24 protein-coding genes are annotated in these 24788 nt (G+C 53.4%); 9 read left to right on the forward strand and 15 right to left on the reverse strand.

Annotated features, from left to right (window positions below; translation table 11 throughout):
- Window positions 1–6: 6 nt before the first annotated feature.
- The gene (cedA, locus tag FDX01_RS04725; RefSeq protein ID WP_115258667.1) at window positions 7–270 is read right to left on the reverse strand and encodes a cell division activator CedA; all 264 of its coding nucleotides are present in this window, start codon (window positions 268–270) and stop codon (window positions 7–9) included.
- 191 nt (window positions 271–461) lie between these two features.
- Between cedA and katE the strand changes: the two genes are divergently transcribed.
- Window positions 462–2720: a catalase HPII gene (gene katE, locus FDX01_RS04730; RefSeq protein WP_137399322.1), complete on the forward strand. Its 2259-nt coding sequence runs from the start codon at window positions 462–464 to the stop codon at window positions 2718–2720.
- A gap of 36 nt (window positions 2721–2756) precedes the next feature.
- Here the strand turns inward: katE and chbG are convergent, their stop codons facing one another.
- The 7 genes from chbG to osmE all read right to left on the reverse strand — a co-directional run bounded on the left by chbG (window position 2757) and on the right by osmE (window position 8666).
- Window positions 2757–3515 carry a chitin disaccharide deacetylase gene (chbG, locus tag FDX01_RS04735; RefSeq protein WP_137363008.1) on the reverse strand — a complete coding sequence of 253 codons (759 nt, stop codon included), beginning with the start codon at window positions 3513–3515 and terminating at the stop codon, window positions 2757–2759.
- A 12-nt stretch (window positions 3516–3527) separates the two neighbouring features.
- Window positions 3528–4883 carry a 6-phospho-beta-glucosidase gene (locus tag FDX01_RS04740; protein WP_137399323.1) on the reverse strand — a complete coding sequence of 452 codons (1356 nt, stop codon included), beginning with the start codon at window positions 4881–4883 and terminating at the stop codon, window positions 3528–3530.
- A gap of 123 nt (window positions 4884–5006) precedes the next feature.
- Window positions 5007–5849 (reverse strand): transcriptional regulator ChbR, encoded by an 843-nt coding sequence (gene chbR, locus FDX01_RS04745; protein WP_117342988.1) that lies wholly within the window; start codon window positions 5847–5849, stop codon window positions 5007–5009.
- A 10-nt stretch (window positions 5850–5859) separates the two neighbouring features.
- Window positions 5860–6207 (reverse strand): PTS N,N'-diacetylchitobiose transporter subunit IIA, encoded by a 348-nt coding sequence (gene chbA, locus FDX01_RS04750; RefSeq protein WP_096757270.1) that lies wholly within the window; start codon window positions 6205–6207, stop codon window positions 5860–5862.
- A 54-nt stretch (window positions 6208–6261) separates the two neighbouring features.
- The gene (gene chbC / locus FDX01_RS04755; protein WP_115258672.1) at window positions 6262–7620 is read right to left on the reverse strand and encodes a PTS N,N'-diacetylchitobiose transporter subunit IIC; all 1359 of its coding nucleotides are present in this window, start codon (window positions 7618–7620) and stop codon (window positions 6262–6264) included.
- A gap of 85 nt (window positions 7621–7705) precedes the next feature.
- Complete coding sequence (chbB, locus tag FDX01_RS04760) at window positions 7706–8026, reverse strand: PTS N,N'-diacetylchitobiose transporter subunit IIB (RefSeq protein ID WP_003832547.1); 321 nt, start codon at window positions 8024–8026, stop codon at window positions 7706–7708.
- Window positions 8027–8324: 298 nt separating this feature from the next.
- Window positions 8325–8666 carry an osmotically-inducible lipoprotein OsmE gene (gene osmE, locus FDX01_RS04770; protein ID WP_096757272.1) on the reverse strand — a complete coding sequence of 114 codons (342 nt, stop codon included), beginning with the start codon at window positions 8664–8666 and terminating at the stop codon, window positions 8325–8327.
- Between the two features lie 334 nt (window positions 8667–9000).
- Between osmE and nadE the strand changes: the two genes are divergently transcribed.
- Both nadE and cho read left to right on the forward strand, forming a co-directional pair.
- A complete protein-coding gene (gene nadE, locus FDX01_RS04775; protein ID WP_137399324.1) occupies window positions 9001–9831 on the forward strand; it encodes an ammonia-dependent NAD(+) synthetase in 831 nt (276 codons plus the stop codon).
- 131 nt (window positions 9832–9962) lie between these two features.
- Window positions 9963–10850, forward strand: a complete 888-nt coding sequence (cho, locus tag FDX01_RS04780) for an excinuclease Cho (protein ID WP_137399325.1) — start codon at window positions 9963–9965, stop codon at window positions 10848–10850.
- Here cho and ves read toward each other — a convergent pair.
- The 7 genes from ves to FDX01_RS04815 form a co-directional block, all read right to left on the reverse strand.
- Window positions 10810–11385: an environmental stress-induced protein Ves gene (ves, locus tag FDX01_RS04785; RefSeq protein ID WP_115258676.1), complete on the reverse strand. Its 576-nt coding sequence runs from the start codon at window positions 11383–11385 to the stop codon at window positions 10810–10812. The two genes, cho and ves, sit on opposite strands and share 41 nt — an antisense overlap.
- A 342-nt stretch (window positions 11386–11727) precedes the next feature.
- Window positions 11728–12213 (reverse strand): ATP-independent periplasmic protein-refolding chaperone Spy, encoded by a 486-nt coding sequence (gene spy, locus FDX01_RS04790; RefSeq protein WP_096757276.1) that lies wholly within the window; start codon window positions 12211–12213, stop codon window positions 11728–11730.
- A gap of 346 nt (window positions 12214–12559) precedes the next feature.
- Window positions 12560–13525: a succinylglutamate desuccinylase gene (gene astE, locus FDX01_RS04795; protein WP_137399326.1), complete on the reverse strand. Its 966-nt coding sequence runs from the start codon at window positions 13523–13525 to the stop codon at window positions 12560–12562.
- Entirely contained in the window at window positions 13518–14861 is a 1344-nt protein-coding gene (astB, locus tag FDX01_RS04800) for an N-succinylarginine dihydrolase (RefSeq protein ID WP_115258678.1), read from the reverse strand. The genes astE and astB overlap by 8 nt, the downstream gene beginning before the upstream one ends.
- Entirely contained in the window at window positions 14858–16336 is a 1479-nt protein-coding gene (astD, locus tag FDX01_RS04805) for a succinylglutamate-semialdehyde dehydrogenase (RefSeq protein ID WP_137399327.1), read from the reverse strand. The genes astB and astD overlap by 4 nt, the downstream gene beginning before the upstream one ends.
- Window positions 16333–17367 carry an arginine N-succinyltransferase gene (astA, locus tag FDX01_RS04810; RefSeq protein ID WP_096757280.1) on the reverse strand — a complete coding sequence of 345 codons (1035 nt, stop codon included), beginning with the start codon at window positions 17365–17367 and terminating at the stop codon, window positions 16333–16335. The genes astD and astA overlap by 4 nt, the downstream gene beginning before the upstream one ends.
- The gene (locus FDX01_RS04815) at window positions 17364–18584 is read right to left on the reverse strand and encodes an aspartate aminotransferase family protein (protein ID WP_096757281.1); all 1221 of its coding nucleotides are present in this window, start codon (window positions 18582–18584) and stop codon (window positions 17364–17366) included. The genes astA and FDX01_RS04815 overlap by 4 nt, the downstream gene beginning before the upstream one ends.
- Window positions 18585–19028: 444 nt before the next feature.
- Between FDX01_RS04815 and xthA the strand changes: the two genes are divergently transcribed.
- The 6 genes from xthA (at window position 19029) to FDX01_RS04850 (ending at window position 24756) form a co-directional block, all read left to right on the forward strand.
- A complete protein-coding gene (xthA, locus tag FDX01_RS04825; RefSeq protein WP_115258681.1) occupies window positions 19029–19835 on the forward strand; it encodes an exodeoxyribonuclease III in 807 nt (268 codons plus the stop codon).
- 235 nt (window positions 19836–20070) lie between these two features.
- Window positions 20071–20715 carry a TVP38/TMEM64 family protein gene (locus tag FDX01_RS04830; RefSeq protein WP_249360874.1) on the forward strand — a complete coding sequence of 215 codons (645 nt, stop codon included), beginning with the start codon at window positions 20071–20073 and terminating at the stop codon, window positions 20713–20715.
- Entirely contained in the window at window positions 20712–21419 is a 708-nt protein-coding gene (locus tag FDX01_RS04835; RefSeq protein WP_137399328.1) for a TVP38/TMEM64 family protein, read from the forward strand. Before FDX01_RS04830 ends, FDX01_RS04835 begins: the two co-directional genes overlap by 4 nt.
- A gap of 27 nt (window positions 21420–21446) precedes the next feature.
- A complete protein-coding gene (locus tag FDX01_RS04840; RefSeq protein WP_137399329.1) occupies window positions 21447–22616 on the forward strand; it encodes an ABC transporter substrate-binding protein in 1170 nt (389 codons plus the stop codon).
- Window positions 22589–24124, forward strand: a complete 1536-nt coding sequence (locus tag FDX01_RS04845; RefSeq protein ID WP_137399330.1) for a thiamine ABC transporter permease — start codon at window positions 22589–22591, stop codon at window positions 24122–24124. Before FDX01_RS04840 ends, FDX01_RS04845 begins: the two co-directional genes overlap by 28 nt.
- A complete protein-coding gene (locus FDX01_RS04850) occupies window positions 24124–24756 on the forward strand; it encodes an ATP-binding cassette domain-containing protein (RefSeq protein WP_137399331.1) in 633 nt (210 codons plus the stop codon). The genes FDX01_RS04845 and FDX01_RS04850 overlap by 1 nt, the downstream gene beginning before the upstream one ends.
- The last annotated feature ends 32 nt before the right edge of the window (window positions 24757–24788 follow it).

A 24788-nucleotide genomic window follows, 5' to 3' on the forward strand; every position in this document is an offset into this window, starting at 1 on the left:
ATCCCATTAATCGCTCAGTTCGTTTTCCTGACGGACCTGGTTTGCCCAGCGTTGCGCCGACTCCGGAACCGTAAACGCAGGCGAACGTTGAAACGCCTCTCCTATTAAGACAAAAGCGACATATTTTCCGCGCAGTATCCATACGTCACGAAACGCATCCATTTTTATCGCATGCTCTGGTGGCGCGGGCTCCACACGCGGAACGTAGCTGATAACCTTGCGATTTTGTTGGCGAAGAGGTTTCATAATCAGTTGCTTCACTAAAGACAAATTCTAAAAATCAGAAAAACGCTATCTTAGCCGATTTTGCGCCCTGACGTCCTGCCTTGCGTGCGCTGTTTGCCTTGTTCATTACAGTATTCCCCTTCAACGGATCCCGGCTCACCTGGATGCGTGGTCTATAGTTAATGTTTTTGACAGCAACAACGACCCTTTCAGCAATGAAAACAGGAGACGAGTTCATGTCGCAGAATGACAAGCATCCACTCAATCACCCGGCACCGGTTCATGATGCCAGGGAATCCAGACCAGGGCTCGATTCCCTGGCCCCCGCAGACGGCTCGCACAAACCCGACGCCAAACCCACACCGCCGGGCATGCAGCCCACTGCCCCTGGTAGTGCAAAGGCCCCCGACACCGTTAATGACAAACTCAACTCCCTGGAGCCTTTTCGTAAAGGCAGTGAAGATTTTGCCCTGACCACCAATCAGGGTGTCCGCATTGCAGACGATCAAAACTCATTACGCGCCGGAAACCGTGGGCCGACGCTGCTCGAGGATTTTATCCTGCGTGAGAAGATTACCCATTTTGATCATGAACGCATTCCGGAACGAATCGTTCATGCCCGTGGCTCCGCCGCGCATGGTTACTTTCAGTCCTATGCCGATTTAAGTGCCGTCACCAAAGCCGACTTCCTGTGCGAGGCAAATAAGATAACCCCGGTTTTTGTGCGTTTCTCCACCGTCCAGGGCGGCGCCGGTTCAGCAGACACGGTCCGGGATATTCGCGGATTTGCCACAAAGTTTTATACCGAAGAGGGGATATTTGACCTGGTAGGAAATAATACACCGGTGTTTTTTATCCAGGACGCCCATAAATTCCCGGACTTCGTCCACGCGGTCAAACCAGAGCCGCACTGGGCTATTCCACAGGGACAAAGCGCGCATGATACCTTCTGGGATTACGTCTCTTTACAGCCAGAAACACTGCATAACGTGATGTGGGCCATGTCAGATCGTGGGATCCCTCGCAGCTATCGCACGATGGAAGGCTTTGGCATCCACACGTTTCGACTGATTAACGCGCAAGGCAAAGCCACCTTTGTACGCTTCCACTGGAAACCCCTGGCAGGCAAAGCCTCTCTGGTTTGGGATGAAGCGCAAAAACTTACCGGTCGAGACCCTGACTTCCACCGTCGCGATCTGTGGGAGGCCATCGAAGCCGGTGATTACCCGGAATATGAGTTGGGACTGCAACTGATTGCGGAAGAGGACGAGTTTAAATTCGATTTTGATCTGCTCGACCCAACAAAGTTGATCCCCGAGGAATTGGTTCCGGTTCAGCGCGTCGGAAAAATGGTGCTTAACCGTAACCCGGATAATTTCTTTGCCGAAAACGAGCAGGTAGCATTTCATCCAGGACACATCGTCCCCGGTATTGATTTCACCAACGATCCGCTGCTACAGGGCCGACTGTTTTCATATACCGACACGCAGATCAGCCGTCTGGGCGGACCTAACTTTCATGAAATTCCGATTAACCGCCCGACCTGCCCGTATCACAATTTCCAGCGCGACGGCATGCATCGCATGGATATTGATACCAACCCGGCCAACTACGAACCAAACTCGATCAATGATAACTGGCCGCGCGAAACGCCACCTGGCCCTAAACGCGGGGGTTTTGAATCGTATCAGGAACGTATTGAAGGCAGTAAGATACGTGAAAGAAGCCCCTCTTTCGGCGAATACTATGCGCACCCTCGCCTGTTCTGGCTAAGTCAGACGCCTATTGAGCAGCAGCATATTGTTGGCGGATTCAGTTTTGAACTGAGCAAAGTCACCCGCCCGTATATCCGCGAGAGAGTGGTTGAACAACTGGCGCACATTGATACCACCCTTGCACAATCTGTTGCCGACAACCTCGGTTTTGAACTAACCGACGAACAGCAGCAAATCGCCCCACCTGCGGACGTCAACGGGTTAACTGAAGCCCCATCACTCAGTTTGTACGCAGGGGCACAAGGCGATATCAAAGGCCGGATAGTGGCCATTTTGCTGAATGACGAGGTCAAATCGGCCGATATGCTCACCATCATGCAAGCTCTCCAGTCCCGCGGTGTGCATGCAAAATTGCTCTATTCGCGGATGGGGAACGTGGTTGCCGACGATGGCTCGGTGCTGAACATCGCCGGTACCTTTGCCGGTTCGCCATCACTGACCGTGGATGCGGTCATTGTGCCTTGCGGCAATATTGCGGATATCGACATGCGCGGCGATACCCGTTACTACTTACTGGAAGCATACAAACATTTGAAACCCATTGCGCTGGCAGGCGATGCGCGTCAGTTGAAAGCCGTGCTGAAGGTTAGCAATCAGGGTGAAGAAGGGATTGTAGAAGCGGACAGCGCAGATGCGCAGTTTATGGATACTTTGCTGGCACTCATGACCGCGCACCGTGTCTGGTCTCGCAGCGGAAAAGTCGACACCATTCCGGCCTAAAAAAAGCGGCGCATTGACGCGCCGCAAACTCAGGAATTACACATTCAGAAAACTGCCGAGACGATAACCGCGCTCCGCAATAGCATATTTCAATACCGGAGACGTCAGCACATCAAGTTCAGTTAAGCGGGGGTAACAGTAGGCGCTTTGTCGAATGATATTATCGACAAAGGCCGGGTGGCACATCACTTCCAGCGAGGACTCGCCCCTGTCTGCTGAGGCGTCTAGCACCTGCAAAAACAGCTCTTCGGAAATCGCCTCGCCGTAAAACTCGCTGCTAAATCCCTGCGACGTGCGCAACGCAACAGGTAAGTCAGCAGCCTCAAACACCGTCTGACGATCGATGCGTAACGCAATACCGTGCTGGGCCGCAAAATTGGCCACTACAGGGAAAATCTGCGGGAACATATGCACATGGTGATGGCTATCCAGATGCGTCGGCTCCCGGCCGAACAGGTCGATGAAACGCTGATACTGTGCGGCCAGCTCGTGCGAAATTTCATCCAGCGGCAAGGTGTCCTCCTCGGCCATCTGCCAGATCCATTTCCCCAGCAGTCCGTCGCGGGTCAGCCCTGGCATTGCCGTCAGCGGTTTCCCCAGCGTCAGCACAAAGTGCATGCCAACAGACAGTTCAGGAAGCTCACGACTCAACTGCACCGCATGCTCAATGGCCTCGCCGTTGACCAGCGCCGTTGTCGAGGTGACAACACCATGGCGACAAGCGTCAATAATGCCGTAGTTTTGCCCTTTGCTCAGGCCAAAATCATCCGCATTCACAATCAGTACGCGTTCCATAGCCGACCTCTATCAGTGTTGTTCGCTTTTGAGCGTCTCGATGCACCCGGCAAAGTTTGGCAGCCATTTTTCATGGGCAAGGATCAGTTCCCGCGCCAGAATTTCGGCATCACGGTCAGAATGCACCAGTGGGCTCAGATTTAACGCCAGCAGCACATCATTAAATTCACCGCTCAGTGCCGCATTACTCGCCGCCACCTCAAAACCTTTAATGGTATAGATAAGGCCAAGCACTTTCTCATCAAAATGCGTGATCCGTGGATGCGGGGTCGCGCCATTGCGCCCCAGCGTACAGGTCATCTCAACCGCCCAGTCCGCAGGAATGTTGTCTACATGGCCATGGTGAGGAATGTTGACATAGTGCTCGGTCTGCTTGTCATTGTAGATGGCGTTGATCACCTCACACGCCGCATCGGAGTAATACGCTCCACCGCGCTGCTCAAGCTCCTTCGGTTTCACATTCAGTTCAGGATTTTTATACAGCTCAAAAAGTTGTTTCTCCACTTTTTGCACAACCTGCGCGCGTGCACCGCCCTTATAGTATTCACCCATTTCAATCGCCAGCATCTCTTTTGGCTTGAAATAGTAAAGCAAATACGAACATGGCAGCAGTTTCAGCGAGCGAATCAATCCTTCGCTAAACGGCAGGTCGAAAATGTTCTTCACGGTAGACGCTTTTAACTGCCCCGAGGCCACGCCGTCGAGCAGTTCGTCAAAACGTGACTCGCCGTTGACCAGCACATCTTTAATAAACACCATATGGTTCAGGCCAAACAGATCGATAGATAAATCATCGCTCTCTTTTAACGCCAACACGTCGGTAATAAACATTTTCATGCCGATCGGAATATTGCATACCCCGATGAATTTCTTAAAATTTGTATGGCGATAGACGGCTTCAGTGACCATTCCGGCCGGGTTAGTAAAGTTAATCACCCACGCATTCGGGCACAGTTCTTCGACATCTTTCACGATGTCAAAAATAACCGGAATAGTCCGCAAACCTTTAAACAGGCCGCCCGCGCCGTTTGTCTCCTGGCCCAGATAACCGTGGCTCAGCGGGATTCGCTCGTCCTGCTCACGGGCTTTAAGTTGTCCAACGCGCAGCTGCGTGGTCACAAAGTCAGCGTCTTTCAGCGCTTCGCGACGATCCAGTGTTTTATACAGCTTCATCGGCACGCCGGCTTTGTCGACCATGCGTTGGCACAGGTCGAAAATAATATCCAGCTTCTCTTTACCGCCGTCGACATCAACCAACCACAATTCAGACACCGGTAACTCATGATAACGCTTAATAAAGCCTTCAAGTAATTCAGGGGTGTAGCTGCTCCCGCCACCGATAGTGACGACTTTTAATTTCTGGCTCATACTTTCTCCCTTCAGTGTCAAAACACTGACGTGTATTATGCTCAACCCGTTTGTCAGATATAGCGTGGCTGTCCCGACGCTATTTTGGGCAAGCTATAAAAATGGGTTATTGGCAAATAATAGCTACTGATTAAACTCAGTTAACTTCTTCCGGTAGCTATTGGGCGTAAACGACGTCAGTTTTTTAAACGTTTTAATAAACAGGCTTGGGCTGCTGTAACCAGACTCATAAGCAATATCCGTGACCGAATAGTTGGTCATTTCCAGCTGTTTTTTAGCAAAGTTAATGCGGATTTCATTAATAATCTGCATCGGTGTTTTACTGTAATAACGCTGGGTGGCACGAGTCAGATATTCCTGAGATTTTGCCGACAGCTGGACCATGTTTTCCAGCGCATTCTCGCTAAACTGACGTTTGTCGTGCATCGTTTCCACGGTCGCTCTCAGCCATTGTGGAATGTCATCCAACACTTGTTCTTCACGGTGATGCCGGAGTCGATTAATAATGTAGAAGGTGACCACTTCGACAAATTCATCCAGCCCGCTCTCGCGAAAGTTCAGTGATGCAATGACCGTTTCGATATAGGTGAGAAAGGAGTTATTCGCCCGATACACCTGCGATGCAACAAAACAAAACGGCAATAAAGGATGATAGTGCTGTTCAAAAAAACGCTTACTGATACCGACGTTAAGGATCCGCGTGGCGCCGAAATCATAGAAACTTTGGTGATGCGATCCCAGGGGGATAAAAACAAAGTCACCACGTTCCAGCAGCACACGTTTACCGTTGATTTCCTGATAATAGCGACCGGTTAATACCAGCGTAAATTCATAGTAATCGTGCTGATGCAGTCCACTGATACTTTCAGTTTTGTTATAGATAAACACATGGAAATTTTTGCCATTAAACAACTGCTGCTCGTAAACGGTTTTGATTTCCGGTGCGTTAATCTGTAATTGCATCATGCACTCCTCGCTATTTCAGCTTCTCGTGAAGCTCAATCAGTTCCGTCACCAGTTCGCGTGCCAGCATCGACGTCATCAGGTGATCCTGTGCGTGAACCAGAACCAGGCTCACTTTCATTTTACCTTCGCCCTGATCGCCTTCAATCAGTTTCGTTTGTACGAGGTGCGCTTCGTTCAGCGCCATACGAGACTGTTCCATCATGGCCTTCGCCGCCTCAAAATCGCCCTGTTTGGCCATCTTGAGTGCGCCATAGGCCAGGCTACGCGCCTGCCCCGAATTGATGATAAGCCCCATCACCACTTCTTCAAGCTCTTCAGCTTCTGACGATGTGTCCACGATATTTTCGATATCCAACATACTCTTTTCCTCTGGTTCAGTCCGGCATGACCGAGAGGCCATGCCGGACTAAATTTAGAATTTCAATGCGTTAGCGATATCTTCTTCGCTTTCTTCTTTATCAATGACGTTCTGCGCTTTATTGGCGACGACGACGAATGGCAGATACACCAGCGTGGCGACCCCAAGGTTGAACAGTGCCACCAGCAGAGCCGCAACGCTACCGTTGGTGTTAAAGAACGCGCCTAACCCGGTTGGCATCGTCCACGGCGCAATATTGGTAATCGGTGGAATAATGCCAGTGTAGTAGGCTGCCAGCATAATCGCGGCCAGAATCGGTTGAACCAGAATGAACGGGATGAACATAACCGGGTTCATGATAATTGGCAGACCGAACAGAATCGGTTCGTTAATCTGGAAGATACCTGACGGCAGGGCCAGTTTCGCCACCTGACGATAATCCGGACGACGAGATGCCAGGAAGATAGCAATAATCAGACCCAGGGTTGCGCCGCTACCGCCGAGGAAGATGTAGGAATCCAGCATCGGTTTTGCCCAGACGTGGAACGTCTTACCGGCTTCCAATGCTGCGTCTACGGAACCAAACTGTTGATAGATAGCGATGTTTTCCAGTGCCCAAGGCGTCATGATACCGCTGTCCAGCGCGGTCAGCGCCAGTGAACCGTGAATACCAAAGAACCACAGCAGCGGAACAAAAATCACGTAAGCCCAGCCCACTACGCTGCCCAACGACGCCAGCGGAGTCGAAATAGAATCCATGATGATCTGGTGGAAGTTGGTGCCCCAGATTGCCAGTGCCCAGCCAATGATCCCCATAATGGAGAGAATGATAAATCCAGGAATCAGTGCTGAGAAGGAGCGCGAGACCGAGGCAGGAACGCTATCGGGTAATCTGATAACCCAATTACGACGGACCACAAAGGTGAACATTTCTGCGACCACAAGACCGATAATAATACCGGAAATAATGTTCGCACCACCCAACCAGTTTGCACCAACGGCATAGGCTTCACCCACGCTATAAGGCGTGACGGTCATAAAGGCTGCGACGGAGAGCAAACCTGCGGCCAGGGAGTCAACTTTGCGTTCATCGGCCATCGCCATGCCGATAAAGAAAGGCGCCATCAATGACATGATACCCAACGTACCGTTATAAACGTTCCCACCGATACCTTTTAAGCTATTGAGATTCTCAATAGTCGAAGCATCAAGTCGGATACCCATTGAATAAAAAAACGACCCCTCCCCAAAGCTCAGGAAAACGTTATTGATTAATACAAACATGGCCCCTGCGAGGGTTAACGGCATTAAACGAATAAAACCGTTTTTGATTGCATTAACGTGTGGCTGCTTTCCAATTTTTACAGCAAAAGGAAGGAGTACCTTTTCAAGTGAAGCAATAGCGTTACTCATAGAAAAATACCCTTAAATACCGCAATATAATATTGCGGTGAATGTTAATGAAATAACTCTTTGACGGGAAATTTAAAAAATATAATTAATTTGCTGCGGCTTTTTTAATTGCTGCAACTGCAGCCTTAAGCACGCCTAAACCATCGACTTTGCCATATAACAGCGAGTCAATCACTTCTACAGGCTTGTTAGGTAACAAACGCTGAATTTCGGGTAACATATAAGCAATTTGCGGGCCTAATAACACGACGTCAGCAACAGGACCTTTTTCCCCAGCCAGCGTTTCAGGGAATGCTTCAATAATAACCGGCACTTCGTATTTTTCAGCCTGCGCACGCATCTTCGAAACTAACAAGGAAGTCGACATGCCCGCAGAACAAAACAGATAAATGTGTTTCTTTTCCATAAAAACGATCCTCATATGCGATTATCTGTCATCCAGACACTCCGCAAGCCATAACCTGCATCCATGCTCTGGGTAACTTGCGTCAGCTAAATTACTTTTTTAGGTGGCTGAAATGAGTATACGGGATTGCACCAGAGGATGGTATTTCCTTGACCAACTAAATTGTCTCTCATTGACCTGGCGTTATGACACCCCTCACATTTCAGGCAAATAATTCGCGACATTAAATAAGATCGTACGGCACAAAAAAACCGGCGCAATGGCCGGTTCCGTTGAGTGCTCAGGCATTAAGCAGTCGTTACTGCTTCGCCGCCTGCGGATCGGTGTCGTACTCGGCACAGGTCTGATAACCAGAATTAACCACGTGTCCTGTATCATCCAAAGCTACAAAATAGGTCTCTGCTTTACCATCTCGTTGACCCAGGATGTAGGTCTGACACGTCCCGCGAGCATGCACCATTGTCACTTCAGAAGACGGCTTGCCGGCAATCTGCGCAACCTGCGCCCGGCTCATCCCTTTCTTCACATCTTTCACCACGGGCTGAACAAATTGGTCTTTTGTACGATCGTAGGCCGTACACCCCGCCAGCATAGTCAATACCGCCGCTGCACCCAGAATTCCTGTTAGATTCTTGTTCATTTTCTCGTCCTCTTGTTTTTCAGCGTGTTATATAAGCCTGGAGCACAACAACACATTTTTCAAGCTTACAGATGAGTCTCACACCATTTCGGAAAAATCTATACCCTAAATAATTCGAGTTGCAGGAAGGTGGCAAGGGAGCGAATCCCCAGGAGCTTACTAAAGTAAGTGACTGGGGAGAACGAGTGCAGCCGACGCACATGCAACTTGAAGTATGACGGGTATATTAAAACAAAATACTGCGATATCAGGCTGCATCCCTTGTCGTTTGGACGTCAACGCGTTAGCTTTAACCGATCATATTTTTTGTCATTATTTTTTTCGGAGGGGTTAGATGACTCTGCAGCAAGAGATAATCCAGGCACTTGGCGCACAGCCGCACATTAATGCAGAAGAAGAAATTCGCCGTAGCGTAGATTTTCTGAAATCCTATCTGAAAACCTATCCTTTCCTGAAATCACTGGTATTAGGGATTAGCGGCGGTCAGGATTCAACGCTCGCCGGAAAGTTATGCCAAATGGCCATTTCAGAGCTGCGCGACGAGACCGGGAACGACGCGCTGCAGTTTATTGCCGTGCGCCTCCCTTACGGTGTGCAGGCCGATGAACAGGACTGCCAGGACGCCATCACCTTCATTCAGCCGGATCGCGTGTTAACCGTCAATATCAAAGCTGCGGTGCTGGCCAGCGAACAGGCATTACGTGAAGCCGGTATTGAGCTGAGCGATTTTGTGCGCGGTAATGAAAAAGCCCGTGAACGTATGAAGGCACAGTACAGCATCGCCGGAATGACCAGCGGCGTAGTGGTTGGCACCGATCACGCTGCGGAAGCGATTACCGGCTTTTTCACCAAATATGGCGATGGCGGCACCGACATTAACCCACTATTCCGCCTCAACAAGCGTCAGGGGAAACAGCTGCTGGCCGCGCTAGGCTGTCCGGAGCACTTATATAAGAAAGCGCCTACCGCCGACCTCGAAGACGATCGCCCTTCTCTGCCCGATGAAGCCGCCTTAGGCGTAACGTACGACAACATTGATGATTATCTGGAAGGCAAAATTCTGGATGATACTATCGCGAAGAAAATTGAAAGCTGGTATTTAAAGACGGAACACAAACGTCGCACGCCCATTACGGTGTTTGACGATTTCTGGAAAAAAGCGTAATCCACCTTCTTGCATAACGCCGGACAGCAACAAAGCTTCGTATGTCCGGCGTCAACAACTTCACACATGTTGCTTTTTTAATCAACAATCGCCTGCTATACTGGATGAATAACCAGCATCCGGAGTAAACAGTGGTACGCCGCCAATCAGCCCCTCGTATTACCTTTGAAGCAGCTGCAATTTATGAGTACCCCGAGCAACTGCGCCCCTTTTTACAAGCGCTTCCGGCCACGCCCGGTGTTTATCTGTTTCACGGCGAAAGTGACACCATGCCGCTTTATATCGGTAAAAGCATCAATGTTCGCAGCCGGGTGATGGCGCATCTACGCAACGCAGACGAAGCGGCCATGCTACATCAATCCCGACGTATTACCTGGATTTGCACGGCGGGTGAAATGGGTGCCCTGTTGCTGGAGGCACGACTAATTAAAGAGCAACAACCTTTATTCAATAAGCGCCTGCGCCGCACTCGCCAACTCTGTGCTCTGCAATTAACCGATCAACGCGTCCAGGTTATCTACGCGCGCGATGTGGATTTTTCACAGACCCCGAATCTGTTTGGCCTGTTTGCACACCAGCGTGCGGCGCTGCAGGCATTACAGACGGTCGCCGACGAGCACCAGCTTTGCTACGGTTTGCTGGGACTGGAGCCGCTAAGTCGCGGTCGCGCCTGCTTTCGCTCAGCGCTTAAACGTTGCGCCGGAGCCTGCTGTGGGAAAGAAAGTCCCGAGGCGCATCATCTGCGTCTGATGGCGGCACTGGAAAGATTGCGTGTGCTCTGCTGTCCGTGGAGCAATGCGATTGCGCTAAAAGAAAGCCGCGCAGAAATGACCCAATATCACATTATCAATAACTGGCTATGGCTGGGCGCGGTTTCATCGCTGGATGAAGCCGCTACGCTGGCACGAATGCCCGCCGGCTTCGATCATGATGGTTACAAAATTCTCTGCCGGCCGGTAATGTCCGGCCACTATGACATTATTGAACTGGATCCGGAGAATGCCCCGGCATCCAGTTAATCTCACTAAACAGCAGCTTCCCTTCCGCTTTTAACAACCGCAGCGTGTGCTTGCCGTCGTGCCAGCATGCGCCCTGGTCCGCCGTCAGTAACTTATCGCCCAACTGCCAGGCTCCGCTTAACACAAACACCACACCACCGCGCGAACCAAAGGTGGTAAACGTTCGATCCGCAACCCTGACTTTGGCCTGGCAGACATCACGACGGGTCATAATATTGAAATCCATCGACATCTGACCTTCTGTCAGTTTGGCTTTGACTACCTGATCGCCCGCAAAGGTAAACGGTTGATGCTGTTTCAGGGTATGGCTGAAGGGATTGGCACCTTCCAGAGTCACTTCGCCTCCTTCCAGCAGGGTAATCACTCGCTCTACGCCCGGGAAAAGAGAAAACTCACCGTTCGCAGCAATGGACGCGATACTTGCCCTCCAGTGAAAATCGCGGGTCGCTGGCGGAAAACAACAAATCTCTCGCGTTTCCCCCGCACCATTGCGCCAAAGATTGACCGGCATTTTGCGGATATCAAAGTATTCCATCATCCCTCCAGAAAGGCGCGGTACGTCAGCGTGACGCTCCCTGGCCGCCATAAGTTCACTCTGCACATTTATTGTTATCGGCAGCAGAGTTGATTTGCCTTAGCGAGGATGAGGACGTTTTAAGAAAAAAGATTAACGCGCTGATCCAGGTAGAATTTTCGCAGGCTTCAGGAGAATAGCGTGTCGGTTGCAGGGTGCAATAGGCTGGAAAGAAAAAACCGCCGATCCTGCCCACCTCGTTAAACGTGTTGTGGACAAGACCGGCGGTCTTGAGTTTTGATTCGCGCCGTCCTGAGCAATGCCCAGACACAACGCGAATAATGTAGTGTAGACGCTAATCGGTTACTCAGCAGCCTCTGGCATTTTACCTTTCTGCGCCGCGCGTTCTGTCAGACGCTTCTCAAAATTGGCATTAAACTGTTTTTTCTGTTCCGGCGTCAGGATGTTGTAAATCTTGTTCTGGGTTTCCATATGCGCCAGCATATTAGCTTTGCGCTGTTCTTCCATCTTCGCAATCTGCGCTTCAGCTTTCGCTTTGTCGAAGCTGTCGCTGGCGATGATATCGTGCATTGCACGGCGTTCTTCCAGCGGCGGACGTTTCATCTGATCGCGCTGGCCTTTCATAATGTCGCGGATCTGCTGTTTCTGCGCATCAGTCAGATTCAGATCTTTAAACATCATGTCGTGGTGCGGGCCAAACTTGCCGTTATGGTGCATCATCGGTTTGGCATCAGCCGGAGCGGTAGTTGTGGTATCAGCGGCGTGTGCCAGATTTGCAGCGCCCAGCGCCAGAGTAGAGGCAACAAACAGAGCAGTCAGTTTACGCATAATTTCTATCCTTCCTTTCAGTTATTCTGACGACATTCTTACGATGCTTATCTCATCGGATGTCGTGTTGACGAGATTAACTTTACCGGTAGAAGCGTCAATTAATCAGAGCAACGGTAAAACAATGAAAGTATAAAAAACAAATTCTCATCAATTATGGAGAAAAAAAGAATAAATTGCGCAGAGTTGAAATAAAATATTACAACAGGATGATTTTGAAAGGATTATGGAGAACTATACCTGAAGCCTGATTATTAATAAAGCAACTTACCAGGAATAATCCGTAATAATGAAAGCGCACACAAAAAAATACCCCCCGGAGATAAACCCGAGGGAAAGATATTGATTATAACCTTTCCAGCATCAGCCCCGCGCGTAAACCACAGGCCACATTTGGGTTGGGAAACAGCACATATTCAACATCATGAGTAACAACAAAACGCGCATCGCCGTCCTGCGCCAGCAATGTGCCCTCGTTAAAAGGGGTAAAATTCAGCGTCTGATTGTCCATATGAAGAATAAAATCGTCGCTGTGTCGCGTGATTTGCGACACCACGCGATAGCGCAGCGGCGTGGTTTGCGTTGATGATGCACGCTCACCCTGCAACAAAGCCGCCAACGCCTCCGCCGTGTGAGCAAACTGCGTCAAATCGTTTTGCCCGAACGCCAGAGCCTTACCCAGCTCCAGCGTACAGGCCAGCGCACCGAAATGCTCGCCACTGAAATGGGTAAATGTCCCGCCCGGTGTCTGATGGAAAACCAGCGCCTCCAGTCCCGCATCCCCCAGCCACGATAGAAACCCTTCGTCCCAGGGCACGTTGCGCTGCGGCAGTACGCCAAAGCGCAGATGATGCGAACCGCGAATGGCGGTGTGCAGATCCAGATGCCAGCGCACGGACTCCCTGGTGCGCGAATAAAACGCTTCCAGGCACAGCTCAAGTTCGCGGGCGCGCCGCGTTTCACCGCTCTCGACAAATATCTGCCAGCGCCCGCCAAACATACGGTTCATGTCGCTATGGCAATAGCGCTTCCCCTCAGCCAGCGCCTGCGGATTGCCCAGAATCACCAGCAACCGCCATGTCAGCGTCAACTCGCCACGAAAAAGCGCGGACAGCAGCGCATCCAGCATCTCAACCGGTGCCGTTTCATTGCCATGAATACCTGCAGAGATCACCAGCGAACGATCAACCTCGGCGACCGGCGTCAACTCCAGCATCCCGTGCCCTGTCCACCGCCAGTTAAAACCATGAGCCTCACCGTGGGTGATATCCGGCGAGGTTCCCGCGAGGGTCAGGGCCAGAAAGTTATCCATAGATCGCCCGCTCCTGCTGGAAAGGATACACCGAGCCGAGATTGAGCAGTTGCGTCAGCGAATCCAGCGCTTCGCGCCCTTCACGTAACAGCTGGGGGTCAGCAAGATCTGCGGCAGTAAGCCGGTCCCGGTAGTAACGATCGACCCAGTTATTGAGCGTATTGAACAACGTGTCGTTCATCATTACCGCCGGATTCACCGCCTGCAGTTCCTGTGACGTTAACACCACTCTCAGTCGCAGGCATGCCGGACCGCCGCCGTTGGACATACTTTCACGCAGATCGAATACTCGCAGGTCGTCAAGCGGATTATCCGCGTCCAGTAGACCGTTCAGATAGCGCCACACGCCCGCGTGCTCCCGACACTCCTGTGGTAAAACCAGCATCATTGAGCCATCATCACGGCTCAACAACTGGCTGTTAAACAGATACGTTGCCACCGCATCCGCCACCGACACCTCTGCAGCAGGTACTTCCAGCGCCGTAAACCCATCAACCTGAGCGCGTAGCTGGCTCAACAGCGCCTGCTGTCGGACAAATGCCTGTTCATGGCAAAACAGCACCTGGCGATTCGATACCGCGATCACGTCGTTATGGAACACGCCACTATCGATAACGTCCGGGTTTTGCTGGGCAAAGATAAGTTGATGCGGATTAACCTGGTTCAGCCGCGCCACCGCTTCGCTGGCCTCACGCGATTGTCTGGCCGGGTAGCGCCTCGGCTGTGACACATTCCCCTCCTCGCGACCGTAAACAAACAGCTGCACGCCAGGTGCACCGTAATCTCCGCCAAGGCGATTGTGGTTGGCCGCCCCTTCATCACCCAGCAGAGCCACCTGAGGTAGCGCGCTGTGGACCGCAAAAGCATGCTCATCACGGAATATCGCCCGTAATAAAGCTTCGGTAGTCGGCGCTTCCAGTGAACGGTGGAATTTGTTGTTCAGGTTCGCCACCGTCAGATGCACTTTCCCATCCAGTGAATCGGCCGAAGGACAGACCGTGGCCGCATTCGCCACCCACATCGGCGAGGCCGAGCTGGCGCTGGAAAGCCAGTGTGGCGCCTGACGCGCCACCTTTTCCAGGATCTGCTCATCGCTACCGCTGAAGCCGAGCTGACGCAGAACCGGAATATACGGACGTTCATGCGGCGGGATCACCGCCTGAGGAAACCCGGCATCTGCCAGCGCTTTCATCTTTAATAAGCCCTGCTTCGCCGCCAGACGGGGATTCGACACCTGAAAACGGTGCCGGGTCGAGGCCTCATTGCCAAACGACAGCCCCGCATAATGGTGGGTCAGTCCCACCAACCCGTCGAAATTGACCTCACGCGCTTTCATCGCTTTTCTCCACGAGAAAAATCCAGACCTGGGCTCAGCGTCGTCGGCAATGTTAATGCCGGTGACTCCAGACTCGCCATTGGCCAGGCGCAGTAATCTGCGGCATACCACGCGCTGGCACGATGGTTTCCTGAAGCCCCCACTCCGCCAAACGGTGCCGTACTCGCCGCCCCGGTCAACGGTTTATTCCAGTTAACGATGCCCGCCCGCGCTTCCAGCAACAGCTGGTCAAACTGATTGCGATCCGGTGAGACCAATCCGCATGACAGGCCAAATCGGGTGTGGTTCGCAAGGCTTATTGCCTCGTCGAAACTGTCATAACGCCAGACGCCGAGCAGCGGACCAAATACCTCTTCATCCGGCACGTTGGCCACACCGGTGAGTTCGATAATGCCCGGTGCCAGCAGCGACGTGCCCGCTTTTACCCGTCGCGGCGCCAGCCGCGTACGGCCACCTAACGCCTCAAGACGCTGCCAGGCATCACAGACATGTTGCGCCGCCTGCTCAGATATCAGTCCGCCGATAAACGGTTGCGGCTCGTCATCCCACTTGCCGGGCAGTAAACGCTGGCTGACCTCAACCAGGCGCGCCAGAAACGCATCGCCCTGCGCGCCTTTTTTTACCAGCAGACGGCGGGCGCAGGTGCAACGCTGCCCGGCGGTGACAAACGCCGACTGAATAGTCAGATGCACGGCGGCATCAATATCTTCCGGGTTCTCAATAATTAACGGGTTGTTGCCCCCCATCTCCAGCGCGAGGATTTTTTCCGGCTGACCGGAGAGCTGTCGGTGCAGTTGATAACCCGTATTGGCGCTACCGGTAAACAGCAAACCGTCGAGATCTTCCAGCGCGCTTAGCGCCTGCCCGGTTTCGCGCCCACCCTGCACCAGGTTTAGCACGCCCGCAGGGAGTCCCGCCTGCGCCCACAGTTTAGTCACCGCTTCACCGGTCCACGGCGTCAGTTCACTGGGTTTAAAAATCAGCGTATTACCCGCCAGCAGCGCCGGAACGATATGACCGTTGGGGAGATGGCCGGGGAAGTTATACGGACCAAACACCGCCAGCACACCGTGAGGACGATGGCGTAACGTCGCCGCGCCGTCGGGTAATTCGTTGTGTTGCTCTCCGGTACGCGTGTGGTACGCCTTTACGGAAATGGCGATTTTATTGATCATCGCTGTCAGTTCGGTGGCTGCTTCCCAGCGTGGTTTTCCGGTTTCTCTGGCGATAATGGTCGTCAGCTCGGCTTTGTTGCTCTCCAGCAATGTGGCGAACTTTTCCACCACCGCCTGGCGCGCGGAAAAGGGTTGCCTGGCCCAGCCCGCAAACGCCGCACGTGCGGCGCGGCATGCCTGCGCCACCTGCGTAGCATCTGCATCATGGCCTTGCCACAATACATCGCCGCCCACCGGATTAGTTTTAACCCGACGCTCGCCCTGGCCCGTTACCCAGTCGCCGTTTATCCATAAAGTCATGCTGTTTTCTCCTCTGCACATAGACGAACGAAACGGACGTGGTCACCCGCATGGCACTTCAGGGCATCCAGCTGCGCTGCCGTCAGCACCAGCCGCTGGGTATGCGGATCGGCGCGCACCAGCATGACGCGGAAGTTATGGTAGTTTTCATTCGCCACCAGACAGGCCGGATACTCGCCCGGCGCGGGCTGGCCTTCAGCCACCTCCACCAACCGGCTTTTCCGAATCGCCCGCACCCGGTCGATATCGCATTCCAGCGTCGGTCCGCCGTCGAAAATGTCGACATAGTTGCGATAGCGGAAGCCTTCTTTCTCCAGTACCGCACGCGCCGGTGCCGTTTGCGGATGCACTTCGCCAATCACGCTTTGCGCTTCATCCGACAGGAAGTGGGTATAGATAGGATGCTTGGGCATCAATTCGGCAATAAAGGCTTTTTGCCCGGTGCCGCAAAGAAAATCGGCACGGCTAAACTCCATCGAAAAGAAGCGTTTGCCGAGGCTCTGCCAGAACGGGGAGTAACCGTGTTCATCAATCACGCCACGCATCTCGGCCACCACTTTTTCATTAAACCGGTCGCGGAATGCCGCCATAAACATAAAGCGCGATTTCGACAGCAAATAGCCGTTGCCCTCTTTACGCCAGTCCGGATCAAGAAACAGGGTGCAAAGTTCGCTGCTGCCGGTGTGATCGTTACTGAGAAACAGCGTCGGCAGCGCGTTATAGACGTTCAACTCCTTCGAGGCATGGACCAGCGTCCCGACGCGATAGTTGTACCAGGGGTCGTTTAGCCCGACCGCCACTTCAATCGCGCAGATCCCGGCCACGGTACCGGTGGCACTGTCCTCGAGTACAAAAACGTAGCCCTGCTCACTTTTTGGCAGTTCGCCCTGCCAGGTTTGCAGTGAACGCTCAATACGCGCCATCAGCGTGGCTTCGTTAGCCGGAAGCGAGGTCAGCCCACCGCCGGTCTTACTGGCCAACTGCATCAACGCCGTAATATCGGCGCGTTCAATGGGACGGATCACCATCATGATGAACCTCCTGCTTTAATACGTTCGCAGGCCAGCGCAAAGCGATCCAGTCCGCTGGCAACCTCTTCTTCGCTAACGTTCAGCGCAGGTGCAAAACGCACCACGTTACCGCCAGCAATCAGCACCATCACGCCGACATTGGCCGCCTCTTGCGAGATAAGCTTCGCTTTACCGGCAAACTCCGCATTCAGCACACAGCCGATCAGCAGGCCCAGTCCACGAACCTCACTAAACAATCCAAAACGTTCGTTAATGGCGTTAATACGCTCCACAAACCAGTCGTGACGCTGTTTTACGCCAGTGAGGATTTCCGGCGTGTTAACGATCTCCAGCAGTTTTCCGGCCACCGCAGAAGCCAGCGGGTTTCCGCCGTAAGTGGTGCCATGCGTACCCACCGTCATAACGCTTGCGCATGGTTCGGTAGCCAGCAGCGCCCCAATAGGGAACCCACCGCCCAGCGCTTTGGCCGTGGTCAGCAGATCCGGCGTCACGCCGTAGTGCATATAGGCATACAGTTCGCCGGTACGTCCCACGCCAGTCTGCACTTCATCAAAAATCAGCAACGCATTGTGGCGATCGCAGAGTTCGCGCAGTCCCTGCAAAAAGGCCTTTGTCGCAGGCACCACGCCACCTTCCCCCTGAATCGGCTCAACAATAACCGCACAGGTGGTGTCATCAATCAGCTGGCTGGCAGAGTCAAGATCGTTATACACCGCATGGCGGATATCCGGCGGCAATGGCGCAAAATCCTGCGAATAGGCCGGCTGGCCCCCGGCGCTGACAGTAAACAGCGTGCGACCGTGGAAGGCGTTTTTAAACGCGACGATACCGCTTTTCTGCGTGCCGAAACGGTCGTGAGCATATTTACGCGCCAGTTTTAATGCCGCTTCGTTGGCTTCTGCGCCGGAGTTACAGAAGAAGACACGCTCGGCAAAGGTGGCATCAATCAGTTTTTTTGCCAGCCGCAGTACCGGCTCGTTAGTGTAGCCATTTCCGGTATGCCAGAATTTACCGGCCTGATCGTTTAATGCTTCGCGCAAAGCCGGGTGTGCGTGACCCAGCGCGTTAACCGCAATGCCTCCCGCGAAATCGATATACTCTTTGCCCTGCTGATCCCACAGTCGCGAGCCTTCACCGCGAACCGGCACAAAAGGAGCCGGTGCGTATACGGGCATCATCCATTCATCAAAATTTTCACGCGTAACTGACAGAGACATAGCGACCTCTACGGTAAATAAAAAGTTATTTATATGTTAATAAATATAGTGTTTGCGGTGTAAATGTAGAGTGCAGGGTTCGTGCCAGCCAGCAAAAAATATGCATAAACACGATGAGACAACGAAATATCAATAAGTTACGAACCATCAATATTCATCATATGTGCATATAAAGTGAATGCGTTCGCCAGCGGGGTGAATAATTAGAGGAAAAAACGCAATTCTATTCAGTCGCCAAATATAATTCTGGAATTGTGATCGTATACGAAATTTTTCGGAAATTATTGCCCCATTCTGACGCGTATCGCGCCAAAACAGTGCAGTTTTTGCCCCATCGTTAACGCCATTAGCAATCATTGTTGGAATCAGGTGACAAGAAGCAGTCAGCCTGCGGAAATTCTGCTACCATCCTTGCACTATTCATCTTGCAAAGTGGCAGCGACTATGAAATTTGTCTCTTTTAATATCAACGGCCTGCGTGCCCGTCCTCATCAACTGGCAGCCATTGTCGAAAAACACCAACCGGATGTGATCGGCTTGCAGGAGACAAAAGTCCACGATGACATGTTCCCTCTCGAAGAGGTCGCAAAGCTGGGTTACAACGTTTTCTATCACGGTCAAAAAGGCCATTACGGCGTCGCGCTGCTGACGAAAGAAACGCCCATTTCGGTGCGTCGTGGCTTCCCGAACGATGACGAAGAAGCTCAGCGCCGTATTATCATGGCCGAAATCCCGTCTCCACTGGGGAATATCACCGTGATTAACGGCTATTTTCCGCAAGGCGAAAGCCGTGACCACCCGCTGAAGTTCCCGGCCAAAGCCGCGTTTTATCAGAACCTGCAAAACTATCTGGAGACTGAACTGAAGCGCGACAATCCGGTGCTGATCATGGGGGATATGAATATCAGCCCGACCGATCTGGACATCGGCATTGGTGAAGAGAATCGCAAACGCTGGCTGCGTACCGGCAAGTGCTCCTTCCTGCCGGAAGAGCGTGAGTGGATGGAACGACTGATGGGATGGGGTCTGGTGGACACGTTCCGTCACGCGCACCCGGACACCGCCGACCAGTACTCGTGGTTTGATTACCGTTCAAAAGGCTTTGACGATAACCGTGGTCTGCGTATCGATCTGCTGCTGGCGAGCAACCCGCTGGCGGAGCGCTGCGAAGAAACCGGCATCGACTATGAGATCCGCAGTATGGAAAAACCGTCCGACCATGCGCCGGTATGGGCCAAATTCCGCGTCTGATCGCCTGAGCGTTGTCACTCTCCGGGCCTTGCCTGGAGAGTCGGTGTAGCCTGAGCAAAATCAAAAAAACCACGGTAATACATTGTTGCCAACGGGGATTTATTATATCTTCGCGCGCACTTTCGCTGGCGAAACGCGTTATTACCCTCGGTATTACAGGAGACCCCCATGAAAAAGAAGTTCGCATAAAGCAGAATACAGACTGCTGATCGTTGCGCTACTCCTCTGTGTCCTGGTGGGCGTTCTCCATTATTCTGGCCTGAGTGGCCTGATAACCCATTTCCACCTTTTACAAGATCTCATCCGCCAGAGCGGCATATACGGCTACGTGCTGTACATTCTGCTGTTTATCGTCGCTGCGCTGTGTCTGATACCCGGCAGCATACTGGTGATCGTCGGCGGTATCCTGTTTGGCCCGCTGGTGGGGACGCTTGTATCGCTGTTTGCAGCCACCGTGGCCTCAGCGCTGTCGTTCTTACTTGCCCGCTGGCTGGGTCGCGATCTGCTGCTGAAATATGTCGGGCATACGGCCGCCTTCCAGGCGATAGAAAAAGGCATTGCCCAAAGTGGTAGCGATTTTCTGATCCTCACCCGCCTGGTGCCGTTATTCCCGTACAACATTCAAAATTATGCCTACGGGCTGACCGCCATCCCATTCTGGTCATTCACCGTCATTTCTACACTCACCACCTTCCCCGGCCTGTTCATCTATACGCTCATGTCGCATGAACTCGTCAGCGACGGCATCACCCTGGCGTTTATGGTTAAACTCAGTATTGCTGGCATTATTTTATTTACCCTGGTACAGGCAGCCAAAGCCTGGGCCCGCGTGAAGCGTATTGATCCCTCTGTCCAACGTGAGTTAGCCGATAAATCATGAAGCTGAACAAACCGCACGTCATACGCTATTGCCGGACCGGGCTGATTCTCCTGTTATTGCTGGCGCCGATCGCCTGGGTATGGGTGCCCGGCGTCAGTGATTTTGTCAGTCACAGCCTGGCGGCATTCGCCACGGTTGACCAGCACGCCATTGAAAATCTCATTCGGTCATACGGTGCTCAGGCTGCGGTGGTATCGTTTTGCTTAATGATCTTACAAGCCATTATCGCCCCGCTTCCGGCGTTTGTGATCACCTTTGCCAATGCGTCATTGTTCGGCGCATTCTGGGGAGGCGTACTCTCCTGGACCAGCGCAATGGCTGGCGCGGCGCTATGCTTTTTCATCGCCCGTGTTTTTGGCCGTAGCACAGTGGAAAAGCTGACCGGAAAAACGGTGTTGAATAGCATGGACGCCTTTTTTGCACGCTACGGCAAACACACTATTCTGGTCTGTCGCCTGTTACCTTTCGTTCCCTTTGATCCGGTCAGTTACGCCGCCGGTCTGACATCGATCCGCTTTCGTCATTTTTTCCTCGCCACCGGCGTCGGTCAGCTGCCCGCGACTCTCGTCTATTCCTGGGCCGGCAGCCTGTTAACCGGAGGAACATTCTGGTTCGTGACCGGGCTATTTGTATTATTTGCGCTGACTGTGGTTATCTCCGTGGCGAGAAGCATTTATCTTGAACGGCACAGAAAACACGTCTGAGGCCCCCCCTTAACAACTGGAGAGTGTATGCGTTATTGCTTATTGTGCCTGAGTTTGCTGTTTTCTCCGCTGGCGACCTTCGCGCAAGATCACAGCTGGCAGCAGATCAAAAACGACGCCCGTGGCCAGACGGTGTGGTTCAACGCCTGGGGAGGCGATAACGCAGTGAACCAATATCTCGACTGGGTAAGCGGCGAGATGAAAACACATTACGCCATTAACCTGAAAATCGTGCGTCTGGCCGATGCTGCCGACGCGGTTAAGCGTATTCAAACAGAGGCCGCTTCCGGGCGTAAAACCGGCGGCTCTGTCGATTTACTGTGGGTGAACGGTGAAAACTTCCGTACGCTGAAAGAGGCAAACCTGCTGCAAACGCAGTGGGCGCAGACGCTACCCAACTGGCGCTACGTTGATACCCTGCAGCCTGTCAGCGAAGACTTCTCCATCCCTACAGAGGGAGCCGAGTCACCGTGGGGAGGCGCGCAGCTTACTTTTATCGCTAACCGTGATGTGACCGAACAGCCACCACAAACCCCGCAGGCGCTGCTGGCATTTGCCAAAGCGCATCCTGGTACGGTGACCTACCCGCGCCCCCCGGATTTTACCGGGACGGCATTTCTTGAGCAGTTGCTGATGGCGCTTACTACCCAACCACAAGCGTTAAAAATGGCGCCCGATACCGCGACGTTGGCTGATGTTACGGCTCCGCTGTGGCAGTATCTTGACACGCTGCATCCGTTTTTATGGCGTGAAGGTAAAGACTTCCCGCCTACGCCCGCACGAATGGATACGCTGCTGAACAACGGCGTACTGCGCTTGTCGCTGACCTTTAACCCCGCGCACGCGCAACAAAAAGTGGCCAGCGGTGAATTGCCCAAAAACAGCTACAGCTTTGGTTTTACGCAAGGCATGATTGGCAACGTGCATTTTGTCACGATCCCGACTAACGCCAGCGCCAGCGCAGGGGCGAAAGTCGTCGCCAACTTCCTGCTCTCTCCGGAGGCGCAACTGCGTAAAGCCGATCCCGCCTACTGGGGCGACCCTTCGGTTCTCGACCCGCAAAAATTACCTGCGGCACAACGTGAAGCTCTGCAGGCACGGATCCCTAAAGGATTACCCACCGTGCTTCCTGAACCCCATGCGGCCTGGGTAAACGTACTGGAACAAGAATGGCTACGCCGTTACGGTACGCATTAATCCTGCTGATATGGGGCGTCATGGCGGTGATTTATTTGCCGCTGGTACCTGCCGCCATCGCACTTTTCACACCTGCGCTCTCCATCACTTATTGGCTGGCGCTGTTTGCCGATCCCCAGCTGCCGCAGGCGCTGATGGCGACGCTGGTTTCCGTGACGCTGGCGACCCTCGGTGCGTTGGTCATTGCCCTGTTGGCGATCCTCGCCATGTGGCCCGGCGCGGGCTGGGCGCGGCTGTGCACCCGGCTGCCGTGGCTGTTGGCGATTCCGCACGTCGCGTTTGCCACCAGCGTCCTGTTGCTGTTTGCCGAAGGCGGTCTGCTGTACCGCGTGTTGCCTTTTCTTACCCCACAGGCAGACCGCTACGGGATCGGTCTGGGCTTGACGCTAGCCGTCAAAGAGAGCGCTTTTTTGTTATGGGTACTCTCGGCCCTGCTCAGTGAAAAGCAGCTTGCCCGGCAGGTGACCGTGCTGGACTCGCTGGGATATAGCCGCCTGCAATGCCTCAACTGGTTGGTCTTACCCGCCATCGCACCGGCACTGGGAAAAGTGATGCTGGCGGCCACTGCATGGTCATTGTCGGCGGTGGATGTGGCGATCGTGCTGGGTCCGGGCAATCCGCCAACGCTTGCGGTGTTGAGCTGGCAATGGCTCACTCAGGGCGATGCCGACCAACAGATAAAAGGCTCGCTCGCCAGCCTGCTGCTGGTACTGCTGCTGTGTGTGTATGCGCTGGTTGGTTATCTGCTCTGGCGCAGCTGGCGGCGTACCCTGCCGGGGATTAGCGGGAAGCGCCAGCGTTCTTCATCCTATCCACTGGGGCGCTCACTGGCGCAACTGGTGCCCGTAAGCGGCGTATTCTGCCTGCTGGTTCTGGCCCTGGTTGCACAGTATTCATTCATCGATAGCCAGACGTTATTCACCAGCCTGCAAGTGGGAATGATTGCCAGCGCACTGGCATTAATCACGCTGTTGCTATGGCTGGAATGGGGACCACAGCGCGGACATCGTTGGGTCTGGCTGCCGATTATCCTGCCTGCACTCCCGCTGGTCACCGGACAATATACGCTGGCGCTACACGCACAGCTGGATGGTCAGTTGTTGACGGTTGTCTGGGGACATTTGCTGTGGGTCACACCGTGGATGCTGTTTATCCTCAAACCGGCGTGGCAGCGAATTGATCCACGGTTAATGTTGATTGCGCAGACGCTGGGCTGGTCGCGGGAGCGCATCTTCTGGCAGGTGAAATGTCCGCTGCTGCTGCGCCCGGCGCTGATTGCTTTCGCGGTGGGATTTTCCGTCAGTATCGCCCAGTATATGCCGACCCTGTGGTTAGGGGCCGGACGCTTTCCCACGCTGACCACCGAGGCCGTTGCATTGAGCAGCGGCGGCAGCGCGGCACGGCTTGCGTCACAGGCGCTCTGGCAACTGCTGCTGCCGCTGTTGGTTTTCGCACTGTCAGCATTACTCTCCGCATGGGTTGGCCGCTGTCGACAAGGACTCCGCTAATGCTAATTGTGAAAAATGTTTCGCTACATCTGGGGCCTTGCGTTCTGCTCAACGAGGCCAATTTCGAGGTCAACAAAGGTGACATTGTCACTATTATGGGTCCCTCCGGCAGCGGCAAATCATCGCTGTTCTCGTGGATGATTGGCGCACTTTCTCCAACGTTTCAGGCGGGTGGCGAGCTGTGGCTTAACGACCGGCGCATCGACTCGTTGCCCACGGCGCAGCGCCAGATTGGCATTTTGTTCCAGGATGCCCTGCTGTTCGACCATTTCAGCGTGGGGCAAAATTTGCTGCTGGCACTCCCCGCAAGTCTGAAAGGATCGGCCAGACGCGATGAGGTCGAGCGCGCCCTTGAGCGTGCCGGGCTGGCGGGGTTTTATCATCGCGATCCGGCGTCACTCTCCGGCGGGCAACGATCGCGTATCGCTCTGCTGCGCGCGCTGTTGGCACAACCACAGGCGCTGCTGCTGGATGAACCCTTTAGCCGACTGGACACCTCGCTTCGCGACGCGTTTCGCCAGTGGGTCTTTGCCGAAGTGCGCAAGCTGGGTATTCCCGTGGTGCAGGTTACCCATGACGCGCAGGACGTTCCGCCCGCGGGCCGCGTTTTGCAGATGGCAAACTGGGCGTGAATGTGGCGATATGCTGCGTTAACGCAATGATT

This window comes from Citrobacter sp. wls613, from assembly GCF_005281195.1.
Taxonomy (GTDB): domain Bacteria; phylum Pseudomonadota; class Gammaproteobacteria; order Enterobacterales; family Enterobacteriaceae; genus Citrobacter; species Citrobacter gillenii.